Below are 17,407 nucleotides of genomic sequence, written 5' to 3'. Positions count from 1 at the left end.
TGGGCGCTCCTGGTCGTCTGCGACAGGTGCTATCGAATTTGAGCGACAACGCCATCAAATTTACTAGCGCGGGGGAAGTAGTTGTGGCGCTGCAGCTGTCTTCTGAGAGCAAAAAAATTATCGAGGCAAGTTTTGCAGTTTCAGACTCTGGCCTTGGTATCCCACCTGAAAAAATGCAGTCAATATGTGAGGCGTTCTCGCAAGCTGATGCATCGACAACGCGAAGCTACGGCGGCACTGGCCTAGGATTGGCAATCTGTGCCAGCCTAGTGGAACTAATGAATGGGCGCATTCGTGTAGAAAGCGTTGTGGCAGAAGGGAGCACTTTCCATTTCACCGTTCGGCTCACCTGCGTGCCTGACTTGCCAGCCAAGACAGCCGTGCAAGCGTCGACAACCCCGATGGCAGAGGTACAGCAGGGCCAATTGGCCAGTCGTCACTTAAAGGTGCTTCTAGTGGAGGATCACCCAATAAATCAGCTGATGCTGTCCACCATTCTGAAGCGCGCTGGTCACTCCGTCACCATCGCGGCCAATGGTGAATTGGCCGTGGAACAGTTTTCAAACTCCACCTGGGATCTGATTCTGATGGACTTACAGATGCCTGTGATGGGCGGTCTGGAAGCAACGCAGCTCATAAGAGCCAAAGAGGCAGCAGGTCAGCGAACTCCGATCATTGGAGTGACGGCCAATGCGCGTGATGAAGACAGAGAGCAGTGCCTGGAAGCTGGCATGGATGCGCATTTGCCAAAGCCCGTTGTCATTGGCGATTTGAAGGCACTGATTGAACGATTTTGTCCAGATTTAGATTAGCCTTAAGGAGGCTAATGGCCAGCTAATTTTGCCAAAGTTGGCGAAGAGACTGCAGCTGGGCCAAAAACAGCCAAACAACCGGCAACCCATTTGATAGTTGATTGGATAATCAAAGCCACAAGGCAAAAAAAAGCCCATGATTGACATGGGCTTTTTTCATTTTCTGGCGGAGAAGGCGGGATTCGAACCCGCGGTGAGTTTTACCCCACGCACGCTTTCCAGGCGTGTGACTTAAACCGCTCATCCACCTCTCCAGAGCTTTCAATTATATGCTGAGGAATCCCGTATTTTTTCAAAAATACGGATACATCCATAAAAAAAGGGTGCCTTATGGGCACCCTTTGAAGTTTGCCCGACGACGTCGGGCTTAAAAACTGAAGCGTTAGCGAATAACAGCCAGTGTTTCCAATTTGCCACCACGCACGGTCTTCAATGTCAAGGCGCCGTTCTTGATGTCGCCTTTTTCATCAAAGGACACAGGACCGGTCACGCCCTTGTAGTCAGCCGTTGCTGCCAATACGGGCAGATACTTTGCGGGGTCAGATGAGTTCGCTTTGACCATGGCAGCTACCATGATTTTCACTGAGTCATAGACGTAAGGCGCATAGACCTGCACATCAGTGCCAAACTTAGCTTTGAACTTGGCTTTGAACTCATCCATTCCAGCCTTGCCTTCGCCTTCAACGCCACCTGCTTCAGCACAGAATACTTGGTCGTCAGCAATCGCGTCACCACCGAGTTTTACTAATTCTGTAGAGCAAATGCCGTCACCACCCATGAACTTGGCCTTGATACCCAAAGACTTCATTTGTTTGAGCATAGGACCGGCAACCGCGTCCATACCGCCAAAGAACACGACGTCAGGCTTTTTGCCTTTGATAGTAGTCAGGATGGAGTTGAAGTCGGTGGCTTTGTCCGTTGTGAACTCTTTGGCGACCACTTTGCCGCCTGCGGCTTCAACTGCTTTGCTAAATTCTTCTGCAACACCTTGGCCGTAAGCCGTGCGATCATCCACCACGGCAATGGATTTACCCTTCAAGGTGCCCACTGCGTACTTGCCCAAAGTGCCACCCAACTGCGCGTCGTCAGCCACCATGCGGAAAGCTGTCTTGAAGCCTTGGCGTGTGTATTTAGGGTTGGTCGCAGAAGGAGAAATTTGCGGAATGTTTGCATCGCTGTACAACTTGGACGCAGGAATGGTTGTGCCAGAGTTCAAGTGACCAATCACACCTGCAACCTTAGCATCCACCAACTTTTGTGCGACGGCGGTGCCTTGTTTTGGATCCGCAGCATCATCTTCAGCCATCAATTCCAAAGTTACTTTTTTACCGTCGATGGTGACGCCTGCAGCATTCAACTCTTCGATGGCCAAACGCGCACCGTTTTCATTGTCTTTACCTAAGTGGGCAATGGCACCACTGGTTGGGCCTACGTGGCCGATCTTGATGACATCACCGGCAGGTGCAGCCGCAGCCGGTGCTGCTGCTGGAGCTGCGGCTTCTTCTTTCTTGCCACAAGCGACCAACAGGGTCGCGGCTGCCAAGACGGTTAATGTACTTTTTACTTTGAATTGCATAAATGGCCTTAAATATTTATTGACGAGAACACCTGCGTGAATTAGCTTTTTCCACCCGCTAGACGATATCGCATTTGTTTACGCACCTATATAGGGATGTTCCCCAGCAAACACAAGCAAAGCCGCCCCAAAACAGGGCCTAGCGCGGCACAGAGGGCTTTGATGCGTTAGCCAGTTCGGCTTCCAAAGCAGTCCTCACGGCACTCTCTAAGTCTTGTTGCAAGCCGGCACGCATGTGCTGTAACTGAGTTCGCATTGCGATTTCAAAATGCGCTTCAAGCCGCGTGTTCAACATGGGCATGAGCCGGTCCATCACACGCGCAATCAAATCGTCTTCGGTTGGCTGTGCCGTGCTAGGCACGGCTGGCTTCACCACCTCGGTCAAAGTAGGCAAGAAACGTGCCGCGGGCCTCTCGCTTGGCATCAGGTCGCACCTTTCAACTGAAGGTCATGGCGAACAATAGTGAAGCCACCTTTGGCATATTGTTTCCAGCGATCCCGGGCCAGCTGACGATCCGACTCTTGGGTGCTGACTATTTCGATCACCCGTTTGAAGCTTTCAAAGCCAGTGGGAATTAGCTGGCCGAGGTTGACAAGTACATCCCGAGCGAGTGCTACGCCGTCCACCGATGGCGCAAGAACGACGGGCGACTTGCGCTGTATGTCTAGGTCTGCGCCTAAGAGACAATGTGGCACAAAGTCGGTGCTTGACACCCCCCAGAGTGCACTGTCCAGGAACTGCAACGTTTCGCTATCAGCAACCAACACAATAGATGCACCCGAGCCAGCGGCCTTGCGCAGCAAGCGACACGCGTAGGCAAGCTTGTCAGGTGCCCCGAAATGAAACGCAACCTCTGTCACTTAGCTGCGGCCTGTGACATCAAGTATTCGACCAACAAGCCCACTGGGCGCCCCGTTGCCCCTTTAGCTGCGCCGCCTTTCCATGCGGTGCCTGCGATGTCCAAATGGGCCCACGGGTACTTTTCGGTAAAGCGCTGCAAGAACTTCGCGGCGGTAACGGCACCGCCAGCACGTCCTGCGACGTTGGCCACGTCTGCAAAGCTGGTCTTCAATCCATCTGCGTAGTCGTCGTCAAGCGGCATTCTCCAGCACAGGTCTTGCGACGCATCACCGGCTGCCAACAGGGCTTGGGCCAATGCTTCGTCGGTCGCAAACAAACCGCTGCGAACGCCCCCGAGGGCCACCACACAGGCGCCGGTCAGTGTTGCAATGTCTACCACAGCAGCTGGCTTAAACCGCTCGGCATAGGTGAGTGCATCACACAGTACAAGGCGGCCTTCTGCATCGGTATTCAAGATCTCGATGGTTTGGCCACTCATACTGGTTACCACGTCGCTGGGCTTGAGCGCACGCCCACTGGGCATGTTTTCGCAAGCGGCGATGAGCCCGACTAGGTTGATTGCGGGCTTGAGGTGCGCAATGGCTCGAAACGCCCCAATGACACTGGCTGCGCCGCCCATGTCATATTTCATTTCATCCATTTCCGCACCGGGCTTTAGTGAAATGCCGCCGCTGTCAAAGGTGATGCCCTTACCAACCAGAACGGTAGGCGCTTTGGTTTTTACCGCACCGTCATAGCGCAGCACGATGAATTGCAAGGGCTGCTCCGAGCCTTGTGCCACGCCTATAAAGGCACCCATGCCCAGCTTGGCAACTTCTTTAGGCCCTAAAACTTCGCAGCTAAATTTAGGAAATGCAGCCAACTCTTGGGCCGCTTTGGCAAGTAACGTAGGTGTTGCGTAATTGGCAGGTCTATTGGCCCACTCTTTAGCCAACTCAACCCCGATTACGGTGGCAACACCGCGGTCAAAGGAAGACTTCACTTCAGAAGCGTTTTCACAGGCAATCAACACTTTTTGCAGCACCCTAGGCTCTGGTTTGGACCTGGTGGTAACGTAGACGTAGCTAGCATCAGCGCTGGCACTGACGGCTGCGCGCACAGATCCCTCTTGCGCCGGAGTGGCAAAGCTCAACACAAGTTTTTTAAGGGAAGGCGTTTTGACCAAGGCTAAGGCGGCATGAACCGCCGTACGGACTTGGCGGGCGCTGCCATCACCAATGCCCGCCAACACAACGCGGTCAGCATTTGCTTGCAAGGGTCGGTACAAACTCAAGGTCTTGCCGGGTTTAGTTTCAAAGTCCGACGCCTTAATCGCTTGGGCAATCAGTTGCGATAAGTCGTCCTTACTGGCTTTGAATGCCTGAGGAACCAATACGATGAGCGCATCACATTTCTCGTTGGCGCAGGCTAACAATCCGAGTGGTTTGAGTTCAAAGTTCATAATTGCGTTTTTCCTTTAGACCAATGTTATTCCATTCCTCCATTCGCAAAGAATTAGCCCGCAGCTTTGGCGCTACATTGGTCGTGCTTGTTACGGTTGTCATGACCATGACACTGATTCGGACACTGGGCGAAGCATCTCGGGGTACGTTTGACCCTGCTGACGTGCTCATCATCATGGGCTATACCGTCCTGTCAGACATGCCCACTATTCTTTCCATGAGCTTGTTTATTGCGGTCCTAAGCGTGCTGACGCGTATGTTTCGCGACAGTGAGATGGTCATTTGGTTTGGAAGTGGGCAAGGATTGGCATCTTTGTTGGTGCCCTTGTATCGGTTTGCGTGGCCAATTTTGGTGGTGATTATGGCTCTGGCCTTCTTTATCCTGCCCTGGGCATTTGGTCGTATTGAGGACTTTAGAGATAAGTACGAAAAGCGCGGAGATATTGCACGCATTGAGCCCGGCAAGTTCCAAGAGTCTGCTAACGGTGACCGTGTTTTCTTTATCGAGAAAGACAGCGTAGCCCAGCAAGTTGGTCATAACGTCTTCATTGCAACGAACGAACAGGGCAAGGAGACTATCACCTCAGCACAGCGGGGCAAGATCGAAGTGGTGGGTGACGACAAATACTTGGTCTTAGAAAACGGCCAACGCTTAGAGAAAAACTTCGCCAAGCGCGACATGGCGGTAAGCACCTTTGAGACATACGGCGCACGCGTCGGACCCAGTGATCAATCCCAGCGAACCAATGAGCCGTCAGCATCATTGAGCACGCTGCGATTGCTACAAATGCCCACACCGAGATACTTGGGCGAGCTGGCGTGGCGTGCAGGCCTAACCTTGGCAGCGTTTAACTTTATTGTGATTGGTCTTGCCACCGCTGGGGTGAACCCGCGGGTGGGGCGCACTGGCAATTTAGGTGTGGCATTTCTTACCTTCATTGTGTACTTCAACCTGCTCATTCTAGGAAAGAACTGGGTAGAAACTTCTCAAGTTTCCATCGGCGTCTTGCTGTTGACTTTGCATGGGGGGACGCTACTGGTCGCGGTGTTGTGGCTAAGTAAGCGCCACAACAACTGGACCTTGCGACTCACGCGTAGACCGCGTCGCGCCAACCCCGAGCAGACCACCGCATGAAGACCCTACGGAGACTTTTTTATGGCGAAGTGATTGTGGCTGTGGCATTGGTGACACTTGGCTTCATCGCATTGTTCTTTTTTTTCGACTTCGTGGATGAGTTGCAAGCCGTTGGACGCCACAGTGCAACGGGTTACAACATTCCCAAAGCGCTTTTGTACGTTGCGCTGATGGCCCCGAGCCACATCTACGAGCTTTTCCCAATTACGGTACTCATAGGCACCATTTTTGTAATGGCAAGGTTTGCACAAAGCTCAGAATTCACAATTCTGAGAACTAGCGGATTAGGCCCTTGGCGGGCGTTGCAAACCTTGCTGACGCTTGGCGTTAGCTTTGTCATCATTACCTTCGCCATAGGCGACTACGTTGCCCCATTGGCGGACAAAACTGCCCAGCTCCTCAAAGCTCAGTTTAGTGGCAACGTAACCGTCGGTAAAACAGGCGCTTGGCTCAAAGAGAAGCAGGCCTATGCCCACTATGCAATCAACGTGGGTTCACTGAGCGCGCAAGCTGATATGAAGGATGTGCGTATCTACGAGTTTGACAACCATGGCTCCATGGTTTCCACCACTCAGGGCAAAGCGGCCAAGTTTGGCGAAGATGACTCGTGGCTGCTAGAGCAAGTCGAACGCACAGAGTTCGCTGCAGGAGATGCCAAGTCTGCGGGCATTGAGCGCACCTTTATGGAGACCTTTCGTTGGCCTACACAGGTTAGCGCGGAGATGGTTGCCGCAGCGGTTCTGCGACCAGAGCGCATGGGTACGATTGACCTGTTCCAATACATGCGGCACTTAAACGCGAATGGCCAGGCGGCCCAGAAGTATGAAATTCAGTTTTGGAAAAAAGTCTTCTATCCACTGAGCTGCTTGGTCATGGTTGTACTTGCCCTGCCGTTTGCATATCTGCACTTTCGCTCAGGCGGCATTGCGAGCTACGTGTTCGGTGGGGTCATGGCCGGGATTAGTTTTGTACTTCTCAATAATGTGCTGGGCGATTTGGGCGCTTTGCAAGGATGGCAACCCTGGCTCACCGCCGCTTTGCCCGGCCTGATTTACTCAGTAGCTTCCCTGTCAGCATTTACTTGGTTGGTGATTCGAAGATGACCCTTACACACAACGAGAACAACAAAAACAACTTAACTAAGGGCATTGTGTTGTTTGCCCATGGCTCACGTGACCCGCTATGGAGTCGACCGTTGCAAGCCGTTGCCCAAAAAATCAGGGATGACGCGGCCAACGCTTTGGTGGATTGCGCCTACTTGGAGTTGTGCTCCCCAAGTCTTTTGGAGTCCGTCACTACGATGGTCTCGGCTGGTATCAAGAGCATCACGGTTGTTCCCATGTTTTTGGGGATGGGCAAGCATGCGCGCGAAGACTTGCCTTTGCTTGTTGCCGAACTCACGACCACCTACCCAAACACAGAGTTTTTGCTTCAACCCGCTGTCGGGGAAGACGAGCGCCTGATACAGACACTGTGCGATATCGCTCTACAGAAATAGTGCGCAGGCAGCGCTATCCAAATAGCGATTGGAGCATAATAAACAACATCTTTAGTTGATATTCGATATGAATCTGCACCAATTTCGCTTTGTTCAGGAAGCGGCCCGCCGAAATTTAAATTTGACAGAAGCGGCCAAAGCGCTGCACACCTCCCAACCTGGGGTCTCCAAGGCCATTATTGAGCTGGAGGAGGAGCTAGGGGTGGACATCTTTGCACGCCACGGCAAGCGGCTCAAGCGCATCACAGAGCCAGGGCAGCACGTGCTCAGAAGCATTGAACTCATCATGCGAGAGGTGGGCAATCTCAAGCGCATTGGCGAGCAGTACAGTGCCCAAGACAACGGCACGCTTTCTATTGCGACTACCCACACGCAAGCCAGGTACGTTCTTCCGACAAGGGTAGCCGCTTTGCGGGCTGCTTACCCCAAGGTCAACATCAGCTTGCACCAAGGTGCACCAGACCAAGTTGCTCGCATGTTGATTGATGAGGTGGCTGAAATAGGCATTGCCACAGAGTCTCTTGCGGCCTATGCGGAACTGGTAACCCTGCCCTGCTACGAATGGCAGCACATGTTGGTGCTTCCTGTGAACCATCCATTGGCAAACAAAGAGCGCATCACCATAGAGGACGTGGCGCTAGAGCCTTTGATTACTTACCACCCCTCTTTCACTGGCCGCACCAAAATCGACCAAGCATTTGCAGCACGTAAGCTTACCCCACGCATTGCGCTAGAGGCTATCGACTCAGACGTGATCAAGACCTATGTTCGACTGGGCCTAGGTATCGGCATTGCGGCTGAGATGGCCGTCACGGACGTACTAGAAGACCAGAGTAAAACAGGAGGCCAAGGGGGACTGATTGCCCGCCCGGCAGGTCATTTATTTGGCCAAAATGTGGCACGGGTTGCATTTAAGCGCAGCGCTTACTTGCGTAACTTTGTATACACTTTTGCCGAGCTACTGAGTGACCGTCTCAGCCGCGCATTGATTGAGAAAGCCATGGAAGGCCATGTCAACGACTATGAACTTTGAATCCCCCGCATTGGTCAGCCGCTTGCCTACAGTTGGCACAACCATCTTTACTGTGATGTCAGCGTTAGCCACGAAACACAAGGCCGTAAACTTGGGCCAAGGCTTCCCCGACTTCGAATGTGATCCTGCCCTTCTCTCACATGTCAGTGACGCTATGCGGTCAGGGCATAACCAGTACCCGCCAATGCCGGGTATTGCGCCCCTGCGAGAGGCCATTGCTTCCAAAATTGCGGCACTCCATGGCCATCAATACAGCGCCAGCGACGAGATCACTATCACGGCGGGCGCTACCCAAGCCATCATCACGTGTATTTTGGCAGTGGTACATCCTGGGGATGAGGTCATCGTGCTTGACCCCTGCTATGACAGCTATGTGCCCAACATCGCCTTAGCAGGGGCCACAGCTGTGCGGGTACCGTTGGTTGCAGGCACATTCAGACCAGACTTTGACAAAATTTCCGCGGCGATAACCCCTAGAACCCGCGCCATCATCATCAACACGCCCCATAACCCTAGCGCGTCGGTGTGGAGCAAAGAAGACATGTTGACGCTGCAAGCAATCTTGGAGCCGACCCAGGTCCTGTTGATCAGTGATGAGGTCTACGAACACATGGTGTTCGATGGCCAAGAACACCAAAGTGCGGCAAGATTCCCAAAGCTAGCCGCCAGAGCGTTTGTCGTGTCGAGTTTTGGCAAAACTTACCATGTCACCGGTTGGAAAATTGGCACGGTAGCAGCACCAGCGAGCTTAATGGCAGAGTTTCGCAAGGTGCATCAGTTCAATGTATTCAGCGTCAACACGCCAATGCAGCATGCTTTGGCACGTTACATGGTCGACCCGGCACCCTACTTGGAACTGCCTGCGTTTTACCAACGCAAGCGGGATCTTTTTAGACGTGGGATGTCTGGCAGTCGATTCAAGCTGCTCCCGTGCGAAGGCACCTACTTTCAGTGCGTAGACATCTCTAGCGTCAGCGACCTGAACGAAACGCAGTTTTGTCAATGGCTGACCACAGAAGTAGGGGTTGCGGCTATTCCACTATCCGCCTTTTATGGAGATAGCTTTGACCAAGGTGTGGTGCGTTTTTGTTTTGCAAAACAAGACAGCACATTGCAGGCTGCCTTAGAGAAGCTCAGTAAGCTATAACTTTTATAGTGAGTCACGCAGTACTGACGTGCGATAGCACCTGTTTTTGTTGAATTTTCAGCTTACGTTTAGGTCTGCTAGGCAAGCCACGACTAAGTTGGAATATCACAGTATCGAGGGGCCAGCATGAACTCATGCATACATTCATGACAGCCGATTGGCATCACCAAAGTTTGATTGTTGGCAACACTTGTATCCTATGGGCGGGTCTGGGGGGTGTCTGCGGCTTGCAAGCTGCCCCCCCCGCAACTAGGACACCTGTCGTTGAGCTTTACACCTCGGAAGCCTGCAGCTCTTGTCCGCATGCGGACTGTTGGCTTAGCTCCCTAAAGGGAAAGGCCACAGTAGCCAAGGATAGGTATATCGCCTACTGGACTGTGACTGAGAATGGCCACCGCTCACGTGTGAAGGCTGGTGAAAGTGCAGGCGAACTTCTAAAACACGACGTCGTGGCCCGCCCATACGTGACAGTTGGGCTCTACCAAGTTCCGGAAACGCTGCGATTGGCGGCAATCCCTGTGAACCTTAGCTATCCGCGCCAAGTCAGAGTAGGTGCCTCCAACTCAAGGACCGGTGAAACCCTGCAACCCTTGAGTTTGCAATGCTGCTAAAGAACTGAAAACGAGACAACTGGTGCGCTAAGGTCGCTAAAAGGGGCTCCCAAAGCGATTTCCCCTTTCCCGTGCAAAACACATTCTTGGCGACGCAAAAACACCGCTGACACGGTATCTCCAGCAAACCGGACCCAACTCCCGTAACTGCTGACATCCGAAAGAACGATGCTTCCATTGCGCCAATCAAGGCGTGTATGGTTGCGAGACACCCTGGGGTCATCTACCCTAAACTCGACGGCGCGCACCCGCCCAATGTAGATCGGCAACTCAAACGACCTATATCGCTTGCACTGCTCCATGCAACGTAGTTCTATCTCGCGACCCAGTACATCGCTGCCACTGCTTGGGAAAGCATCTTCGACTTTACCGTTCACGGTAAGAAAGTCAGAGAACTCTTCTTGCCGCCATTCAATTTGACTAACAGAACAGGGCTCGGCGCGGCCACGAATCCCAATGGCCCCCAAAGGCCTGAACGACACGCCGCTGCTTTCATACAAACTTGTAAGTGAAGCGGAGTTTGCCCAGATCTGGTGCGGTCCGCACAAATCGCATAGACGAGACGCCACGTTGACCGCATCTCCGTAGCAATCATTGTCCACAAGTTCGACCTCGCCACTCGCTAGCCCAACGCGCATGGGTAAGCGCGCATCTGCCGGGGCAGCCATTACCCGCTTGTAGTGCGTCCGTTGCAGCTCAACCACAGCCCGCACCGCACTCTGTGGGTCCATGAACATGGCGAGCACACCATCGCCTAAGGTTTTGACAACGCGACCGCCATGTGACACGCATTGTTGCGATATCCAATGCGTAATGTCTGTGACCGTTTGGGTCGCCCGCACGTTGCCCAGCGACTCATATACGGCCGTGCTGCCATGAAGATCTGTGAAGACCACAGTGACCTGAGTGCCCATTCTGACCGTTACCTTAAGGAGTACCCATTAGTGACCACCTAGAACACGGTCAGGGACTCGCTGCGAAACAGCGGTCACCCAACATGCCCCCAAACCAACATTGCGTCTCGACCATTCACCGCAAGTTCCGCTTTGGCACCTACTGGCAACAGCACTTTGGTCGGTACATGCCCAAAGGGCAAATTTGTCAGAACTGGCACTTTCAAAGTAGCTTGTAGCCAAGCGATGACAGACTGCAACTTAAACCCTCTGTCATGCGAGGTAAGTGTGTAGTCTGTGAATTGCCCAAGCACAACGGCCTTCTGCTGTGCCAATACACCCGCATGCAAGAGCTGCGTCAGCATACGCTCAATGCGATAGGGATGCTCCGCAACATCTTCCAAAAACAAAATGCCCCCTTTAACCATTGGAAAGTAAGGAGTCCCGAGCAACGACACCACGATGGACAAGTTGCCACCCCAAATCTGACCATTCTTGCTCAAGAGGACGTCTGGTTTTTCCAATAAGGCATTAGGCACTGCATTCATTCGCCACCCAGAACCCTCTCCTTGCCCCAGTAGCATGTCATTGAAGCAGTCTTCCATGATGTCGTCTGGTGCCTCCACATTTCCCGGGCCACCGACACCAAAGCCTTCACATAGGGCAGGACCCGCCCACGTAATACGATCGGTCTTGCGTAAGACAGCCAGTTGAAATGCAGTGAAATCACTGAGGCCTACAAACTGCGTCCCACGGTCCACCGCCTTGGCGACGTCCTTGTATTTGATGTCAGCCAGAAGACGTGTGAGTCCGTACCCACCCCGTGATATCAGCGCAACATCGGCACCACTTGCGCATGCCCTATGGATAGACTGCAAACGGGTTGCGTCATCACCAGCAAAACGCATGTGACTGGTCAAGGCATCAGCATCAACCTCAACGTCATGACCCAGCTGCTGCAGGCGCTTAATGCCACGCTTGAACGCAGCTTTGTCACGGACTGCGCCCGATGGGGAATAGATATATATATGCTTTTTCACTCGACGATTATCCTGCAGCAAAGTAAGTGAACAGGCTCATTGCCAACCTGTCATCAATGAGCACAGCAGGAATGGCTGATGTACTACCGCGTTTACGCTGCTGAAGGCCAGCAGTTAGTGTTGGATGTTTTCGCTTAACGATCACGGTCGGGTGCGGCCACTCATCGTGAAAGAATTGCGTTACCTTTTCTATAAACACGCTACCTTGGGAGGTTGCACCTGCAGCCACTTGCGACGCAAATGCCCTAGGGCCAGCGCGATGCCCAGCGTCCGGAAATGGCGCATCTTCAATCGCAAGAGGTAACCCAGCTGCGTCGGTGGGTAAGTCTAAGTGATGGTCTGCCTTTGACACAAAAGCGCCAGCCCAAGAAGGAGGATCCACCATGATCAACCCGCAAAAGCGATCACGGTCTTGCAACAGTAACTGGATACCTAAGTGCAATGCGTCACCCTGCAGCACCAGAACGATGTTGGACAAATTCAAATGATTCACCATTTCCTGCAGTATCTGCACGTGCAGCGTGAGGTCGTGTGCATCTTCCCGTTTTGGCTTGTCACTCTTGCCAAAACCGACTAAATCAGGGGCGATGGCCGTGCCATTACCATGTGCGGATACACCTCTCAGAACCTCTCGAAACGTATAAGCCCATGTGTTTGAGGCATGAAGACAAAGATAGACTGGTGCGCTTCGTACAGGCGCCACAGCATGGAAATAATGCAATCGCCACCCACGGAGGCTTGCAAGTCCGTCCAAATACACTGAAGAAAAAACATCTATTCCCAGAAAGTCAAACCTGCTGTCAGAAGTTCGTAGCGAATCATCGCGCAGGCGACAACTAGACTCTCTTTTTTCGCGTCGCTTGCGAAGGAAGAACTCTCGCAACTGCTGCGCACATTCGTCTTCAAGCACGCCTTGCGCTACCGATGTATGGTGGTTCAACTGAGGCTGGCTAAACAAATCAATCACGGAGCCTGCTGCTCCGGTTTTCGGATCGCTCGCTCCAAACACCACGCGTTTGATACGGGCGTGAAGCATTGCTCCAGCACACATGGCACAGGGCTCCAAGGTGACGTAGAGCTCGCATCCGTCCAGTCTGTAGTTCTTGAAGTGGGCGGCGGCGGCCCTCAGTGCTTTGATCTCTGCATGGGCTGTTGGATCATGCTCACGAACCGGTGAATTGGATCCTGCTGAGATGACTTGCCCATCTTTAACGACAATAGCGCCAACTGGCACCTCGCCAGACTCCCCTGATTGAGAGCACTGCTGCAGTGCCAAGCGCATGAAATATGTATCATCCTGCCCCGCAACTGGGGGGTATTCAGCTACCTGCATGGGTGCGCCCTTTAACCGGGGTTCGCTACCCTCGCTTGATACCACTCTGTGAACTGAGCCGGAAGCAACGGTTTTGCATACAAGTAACCTTGCCCCTCATGGCAGCCTAGTCCGAGCAGACTCTGCGCCTGCCCCTCATCTTCAATGCCTTCGGCGATGACAGTCAGCTTGAGATTGCGCCCCAATTCAATCACCATCGCCGCGATATGCCCCCCCGACACTTGTTGGCTGAGCTCACCCACGAAAGCGCGATCAATCTTCAAACGATCTATCGGCAACTGACGCAATTGACTTAGCGACGAGTAGCCGGTACCAAAATCATCAATGGCAATGGAGATGCCCAACTCTCGCACCATGTGCAAAGTTTCGAGCATGAAATCTGCGTCTTCCATGGCCACCGACTCGGTGATTTCAAGCTCCAAGTACCTAGGGTTGATACCTGTATCTAACAACGCGGCGTTGAGTTTTTCGAGGAAATCAGGATGTCTGAATTGAATCTGTGAAACATTAACCGACATCCGCAGAGTGGGCAATCCCAATGCTTGAAAGCGGACCAGCTCACGGCAGGCCATACGCAGGACCCAGTCGCCGATGGCGACAATCATGCCTGAGGCTTCGGCCAGGGGGATAAACCGATCCGGCGCAACGAAAGACCCATCTTCCTTGCGCCATCGAATAAGGGCCTCCACCCCGACTACGGCTCCAGATGCCAAGTTGACTTGCGGTTGATACACCACAAAGAGCCGCTCGCTTTCGACGGCGCTACGCAAGTTTTGCAGCAGTCGCACCCGTTCGCGAATGTCAGACCCCATTTCAGTCGAATACATCACAAAGCTACCGCGCCGGCTTTTCTTTGCGCGCTTGAGTGCAATGTTCGCATCTTTAATGGCATCACGCCCAGTAACACCACCACCAAGCGCCTTTGTCAGCCCCATTGTGGCTGTGACCACCATAGAGTCTTCGTTGACTAGAAACGGATCTCTAAACAGAGACAAAACCCGGGCGGGCTCTAGTTCGGCAGCAGTTCCCATCAAGCCAAAGGTATCGCCGCCAATTCGGGCCAAAATAACCTCTGACCCTAATTTTTGCTTCAGTCGGTCTGCTACTGCTTGCAACAGCCGATCACCCTGCTGGTGCCCTAGCGCATCGTTAATTTCAGAAAAGTCGTCAATATCCAGAATCGCGATAACCTCAGCGGAATGGCGACCAGATGCCAACCGCTCATCACTCAAATCAAGAAATTTATTTCGATTGGGCAATTGAGACAAACGGTCGTAAAACGCCAACTCGTCAAGCTTGCGAATTTGATCGTAAGCCCGCAGCGCAGCAGTTACCGTGGCGTACAACTTTGTCCGCGTAAGTTCAGACTTGGTTTTGTAGTCATTGATGTCGAAGTCGTGAATAGTCTCAATCTCAGGCGCATAGCCAGGCTGACCGGTACGCAGAATGATTCGCAACTCTGTCAATTTGAAGTCATGGCGTATGGTCTTGACGAGCGCCAAGCCTGCGTCTTCACGCTCCATAACGACATCCAAAAGCACCACTGCAACATCAGGTTCAGTGCGCAACAGCTGCGTAGCTTCAGCCGCAGAATAGGCATGCAAGAATTGCAGCGACCGACCCAGTATTTTGATACCAGCTAACGCAAAAGTTGTTGCCCGATGAACGTCTGGTTCATCGTCGACAACCATCAGCCGCCAAAACAATTCTTTAGCAAACTGGCCTTCACTCTCGTCATCCAGAAAATGAAGGGTATCTGCGTCAGTTGGCATGCTCAACACCTTCTCGTTAATCATCGAAACATTGTGCACCAACAGCAACAAAAAATGTCCGAAATCAAGCCCTTAGTTCAAAAAAATACTTCTGTTAGTTCCAGTACACCTCCTCAATGCCATGCCCATACGCAACCAGGTACCCTAGGGCCATAGGACTACGTTCAATGACCAATGCACACCTAGCCCCACTAAGCGCGTCTGCCTACCAAGACACAACAGGAGCCACTAAACCGAATAAGATTCAGCCCATCAATAATCTTCACTGTTTTAATAAGGCAAGGTATTTATGGCTCGTACTGTTAACTGCATCAAGTTAGGAAAAGAATTGGAAGGGCTAGATTTTCCTCCCTATCCAGGGGAGTTGGGCAAACGCATTTGGGAAGGTGTAAGCAAAGAGGCTTGGGCTGCTTGGCTCAAACACCAGACCATGTTGGTCAATGAAAACCGACTCAACTTAGCAGATGCCCGCGCGCGGCAGTACTTGGCACGGCAAATGGAGAACCACTTCTTTGGTGACGGTGCCGATGCAGCGCAAGGTTACGTACCTCCAAGTGCCTAAGTTTGTCGATCTGTGCCACTCCCTTCGGCAGATGCCCTGGCTGCGTGCGGACTCCCTGCAGCTTGGCACTCAGCACCGGCATGGACCGTACTGGATCTAGTCTTCGGCTCGGGTACTAGCTTCCTGGAAACATGGCGGACGTGGCGCCATGACCCTCATCGGTCAACAGTGCTCCACTATGTAGGGATCTGCGGATGCGTTAGTGATCTCACACTTGCTGCAGATGCTTCGGAGGATGCACAAGATCTTGCGACCGCTCTGAATGCTATTGACTTCAGTGGCCGCTCAACCTTCCATAGGGTTGCACTTTCAGCAGGGCAGCTGTCATTAACCCTTTGTGTTGGCCCTATCAATACCGTCCTCCGCAACTCAACCTTTTCCGCTAACACTATCTATGCGGCCCAAGCCCCGCTGGACCCCTGGAGTTACAAACTGCTGTCTCGACGGAGTCGTAGAGGCACGCGCATATCTATCCACAAGCAGGCTAATCTAGACCTCAAGGCATGGAAGGCAGCGGGCTTCAAACCTGCTCCAAGCGGTGTGGAGTACCAACCCGAGTGGCCTATCGTTAGCTCTCGCAAGGGAGACTCCATGAACGCCCCCACAGTCTCAAGCTGTGCTGTGATTGGAGGCGGCTTAGCAGGTTCCACTATCGCTCACGCCTTAGCCCTGCGGGGTTGGCAAGTTCGTGTTTACGATGAACACAGCCATCCGGCAATGGGCGCATCCGGACTACCGGTTGGCTTGGTGGCACCTCACCACAGCAAGGACGATGATCCTCAGTCACAGCTATCTCGCTCCGGCACGCGTTTGTTGCTTGCGCTAGCTAAGCACTACTTGCAGGAAGGACTCGATTGGCATACCTCTGGAATACTAGAACTCGCGCGTGATCCAGAGCTCAGGCTCATTGCAAAGAACAACCATTGGCACGCAACAGGCGCTTGGATCAAACCCGCCCAACTTGTCAACGCCTTACTCTCACATGAGAACATAACCTTTGTGGGGAACTCACTGATAGTTCGTTTAGAAAAAACAACTGACAGCTGGAACCTAATGGATTCAATTGGAAGCATTATGGGGAACGCCGATCATGTAGTACTAGCCAATGCAGCCGGCTTCGGCCCGTTAGTACAAGCAAGCCTCGCACACGACACGGGTGAAGTATTCCGCCCTGCGTTGCAAACCATTTACGGGACTGTTTCGCATGGCGTCTACCTAGGTTCCGGAACGATGGCTCCGCAGCCCAATCACCCGGTGAACGGGAATGGAAGCTATATACCAAACATACCAACAGGTGATGGACCGCAGTGGTTTACTGGCGCTACATACATCACGGATTCGCTGCAGGCAAACGACATTCAAATGCAGCATTGGGCGAACTATGAGCGGCTTTTTGCTTTGCTACCCACTATTGCTACCTACTTGAAACAGAATTTTGACCAAAAGCAGACGAAACATTGGTCAAATGCGCGCTGTGTCACTCCCGATCGACTCCCCTTGGTGGGTCCCGTAGACCCTGTTCGCTTGCCTGGCATTTGGTGTTCGATTGGCATGGGATCTAGAGGACTTAGCCTTTCCGCTTTGTGTGCAGAACTATTGGTGGCCCGCATTGGGGGGGAACCGTGGCCAGTCGAAACCAGACTGGCCAAAAGCCTTGATGTTGCGCGTGTGACATAGGCCACAAAACCACC

Annotated in this window: 17 protein-coding genes and 1 tRNA gene; 9 read left to right on the top strand and 9 right to left on the bottom strand. The window is 52.8% G+C overall.

Going from position 1 to position 17,407, the window contains the following annotated elements; genetic code table 11:
- Positions 1–38 precede the first annotated feature (38 nt).
- On the top strand, positions 39–812 hold the full coding sequence (locus tag EXZ61_RS09505; RefSeq protein WP_168224729.1) for a response regulator: 774 nt from the start codon (positions 39–41) through the stop codon (positions 810–812).
- 164 nt (positions 813–976) lie between these two features.
- On the opposite strand, the gene EXZ61_RS09500 is transcribed toward EXZ61_RS09505, so the two are convergent.
- The 5 genes from EXZ61_RS09500 to EXZ61_RS09480 all read right to left on the bottom strand — a co-directional run bounded on the left by EXZ61_RS09500 (position 977) and on the right by EXZ61_RS09480 (position 4,691).
- Positions 977–1,066: transfer RNA gene (locus EXZ61_RS09500), tRNA-Ser, on the bottom strand.
- Between the two features lie 128 nt (positions 1,067–1,194).
- On the bottom strand, positions 1,195–2,388 hold the full coding sequence (locus EXZ61_RS09495; RefSeq protein ID WP_142811245.1) for a branched-chain amino acid ABC transporter substrate-binding protein: 1,194 nt from the start codon (positions 2,386–2,388) through the stop codon (positions 1,195–1,197).
- A 139-nt stretch (positions 2,389–2,527) separates the two neighbouring features.
- A complete protein-coding gene (locus EXZ61_RS09490; protein WP_142811243.1) occupies positions 2,528–2,812 on the bottom strand; it encodes a hypothetical protein in 285 nt (94 codons plus the stop codon).
- Positions 2,812–3,249, bottom strand: coding sequence for a DNA polymerase III subunit chi (locus EXZ61_RS09485; RefSeq protein WP_142811241.1), 438 nt, complete (start codon positions 3,247–3,249; stop codon positions 2,812–2,814). Before EXZ61_RS09485 ends, EXZ61_RS09490 begins: the two co-directional genes overlap by 1 nt.
- The gene (locus tag EXZ61_RS09480; protein WP_142811239.1) at positions 3,246–4,691 is read right to left on the bottom strand and encodes a leucyl aminopeptidase; all 1,446 of its coding nucleotides are present in this window, start codon (positions 4,689–4,691) and stop codon (positions 3,246–3,248) included. Before EXZ61_RS09480 ends, EXZ61_RS09485 begins: the two co-directional genes overlap by 4 nt.
- A 23-nt stretch (positions 4,692–4,714) precedes the next feature.
- Here EXZ61_RS09480 and lptF point away from each other — a divergent pair, with 23 nt between their 5' ends.
- From lptF to EXZ61_RS22590, 6 genes are all read left to right on the top strand, one after another.
- On the top strand, positions 4,715–5,827 hold the full coding sequence (gene lptF, locus EXZ61_RS09475; protein ID WP_142811237.1) for an LPS export ABC transporter permease LptF: 1,113 nt from the start codon (positions 4,715–4,717) through the stop codon (positions 5,825–5,827).
- On the top strand, positions 5,824–6,930 hold the full coding sequence (gene lptG, locus EXZ61_RS09470; RefSeq protein ID WP_142811235.1) for an LPS export ABC transporter permease LptG: 1,107 nt from the start codon (positions 5,824–5,826) through the stop codon (positions 6,928–6,930). Before lptF ends, lptG begins: the two co-directional genes overlap by 4 nt.
- Complete coding sequence (locus EXZ61_RS09465) at positions 6,927–7,325, top strand: sirohydrochlorin chelatase (protein ID WP_142811233.1); 399 nt, start codon at positions 6,927–6,929, stop codon at positions 7,323–7,325. Before lptG ends, EXZ61_RS09465 begins: the two co-directional genes overlap by 4 nt.
- Positions 7,326–7,392: 67 nt before the next feature.
- Positions 7,393–8,358 carry a CysB family HTH-type transcriptional regulator gene (locus EXZ61_RS09460; protein ID WP_142811231.1) on the top strand — a complete coding sequence of 322 codons (966 nt, stop codon included), beginning with the start codon at positions 7,393–7,395 and terminating at the stop codon, positions 8,356–8,358.
- Complete coding sequence (locus EXZ61_RS09455) at positions 8,336–9,505, top strand: pyridoxal phosphate-dependent aminotransferase (protein WP_142811229.1); 1,170 nt, start codon at positions 8,336–8,338, stop codon at positions 9,503–9,505. The genes EXZ61_RS09460 and EXZ61_RS09455 overlap by 23 nt, the downstream gene beginning before the upstream one ends.
- Before the next feature lie 134 nt (positions 9,506–9,639).
- On the top strand, positions 9,640–10,116 hold the full coding sequence (locus EXZ61_RS22590; protein WP_142811227.1) for a DUF1223 domain-containing protein: 477 nt from the start codon (positions 9,640–9,642) through the stop codon (positions 10,114–10,116).
- On the opposite strand, the gene EXZ61_RS09445 is transcribed toward EXZ61_RS22590, so the two are convergent.
- From EXZ61_RS09445 to EXZ61_RS09430, 4 genes are all read right to left on the bottom strand, one after another.
- A complete protein-coding gene (locus EXZ61_RS09445; protein WP_142811224.1) occupies positions 10,113–11,030 on the bottom strand; it encodes an adenylate/guanylate cyclase domain-containing protein in 918 nt (305 codons plus the stop codon). The genes EXZ61_RS22590 and EXZ61_RS09445 overlap by 4 nt on opposite strands.
- A 74-nt stretch (positions 11,031–11,104) precedes the next feature.
- Positions 11,105–12,049 (bottom strand): LD-carboxypeptidase, encoded by a 945-nt coding sequence (locus EXZ61_RS09440; RefSeq protein WP_142811222.1) that lies wholly within the window; start codon positions 12,047–12,049, stop codon positions 11,105–11,107.
- A gap of 7 nt (positions 12,050–12,056) precedes the next feature.
- Positions 12,057–13,382, bottom strand: a complete 1,326-nt coding sequence (gene tadA / locus EXZ61_RS09435) for a tRNA adenosine(34) deaminase TadA (protein ID WP_142811220.1) — start codon at positions 13,380–13,382, stop codon at positions 12,057–12,059.
- An 11-nt stretch (positions 13,383–13,393) separates the two neighbouring features.
- Entirely contained in the window at positions 13,394–15,154 is a 1,761-nt protein-coding gene (locus EXZ61_RS09430) for a putative bifunctional diguanylate cyclase/phosphodiesterase (protein ID WP_237219138.1), read from the bottom strand.
- Between the two features lie 289 nt (positions 15,155–15,443).
- Here EXZ61_RS09430 and EXZ61_RS09425 point away from each other — a divergent pair, with 289 nt between their 5' ends.
- Complete coding sequence (locus EXZ61_RS09425) at positions 15,444–15,716, top strand: oxidative damage protection protein (protein ID WP_142811218.1); 273 nt, start codon at positions 15,444–15,446, stop codon at positions 15,714–15,716.
- 591 nt (positions 15,717–16,307) lie between these two features.
- On the top strand, positions 16,308–17,393 hold the full coding sequence (locus EXZ61_RS09420) for an FAD-dependent oxidoreductase (RefSeq protein ID WP_142811216.1): 1,086 nt from the start codon (positions 16,308–16,310) through the stop codon (positions 17,391–17,393).
- The last annotated feature ends 14 nt before the right edge of the window (positions 17,394–17,407 follow it).

Source organism: Rhodoferax aquaticus (assembly GCF_006974105.1).
Lineage (GTDB): Bacteria > Pseudomonadota > Gammaproteobacteria > Burkholderiales > Burkholderiaceae_C > Allorhodoferax > Allorhodoferax aquaticus_A.
This window is presented reverse-complemented; position numbering and strand designations above follow the sequence as displayed.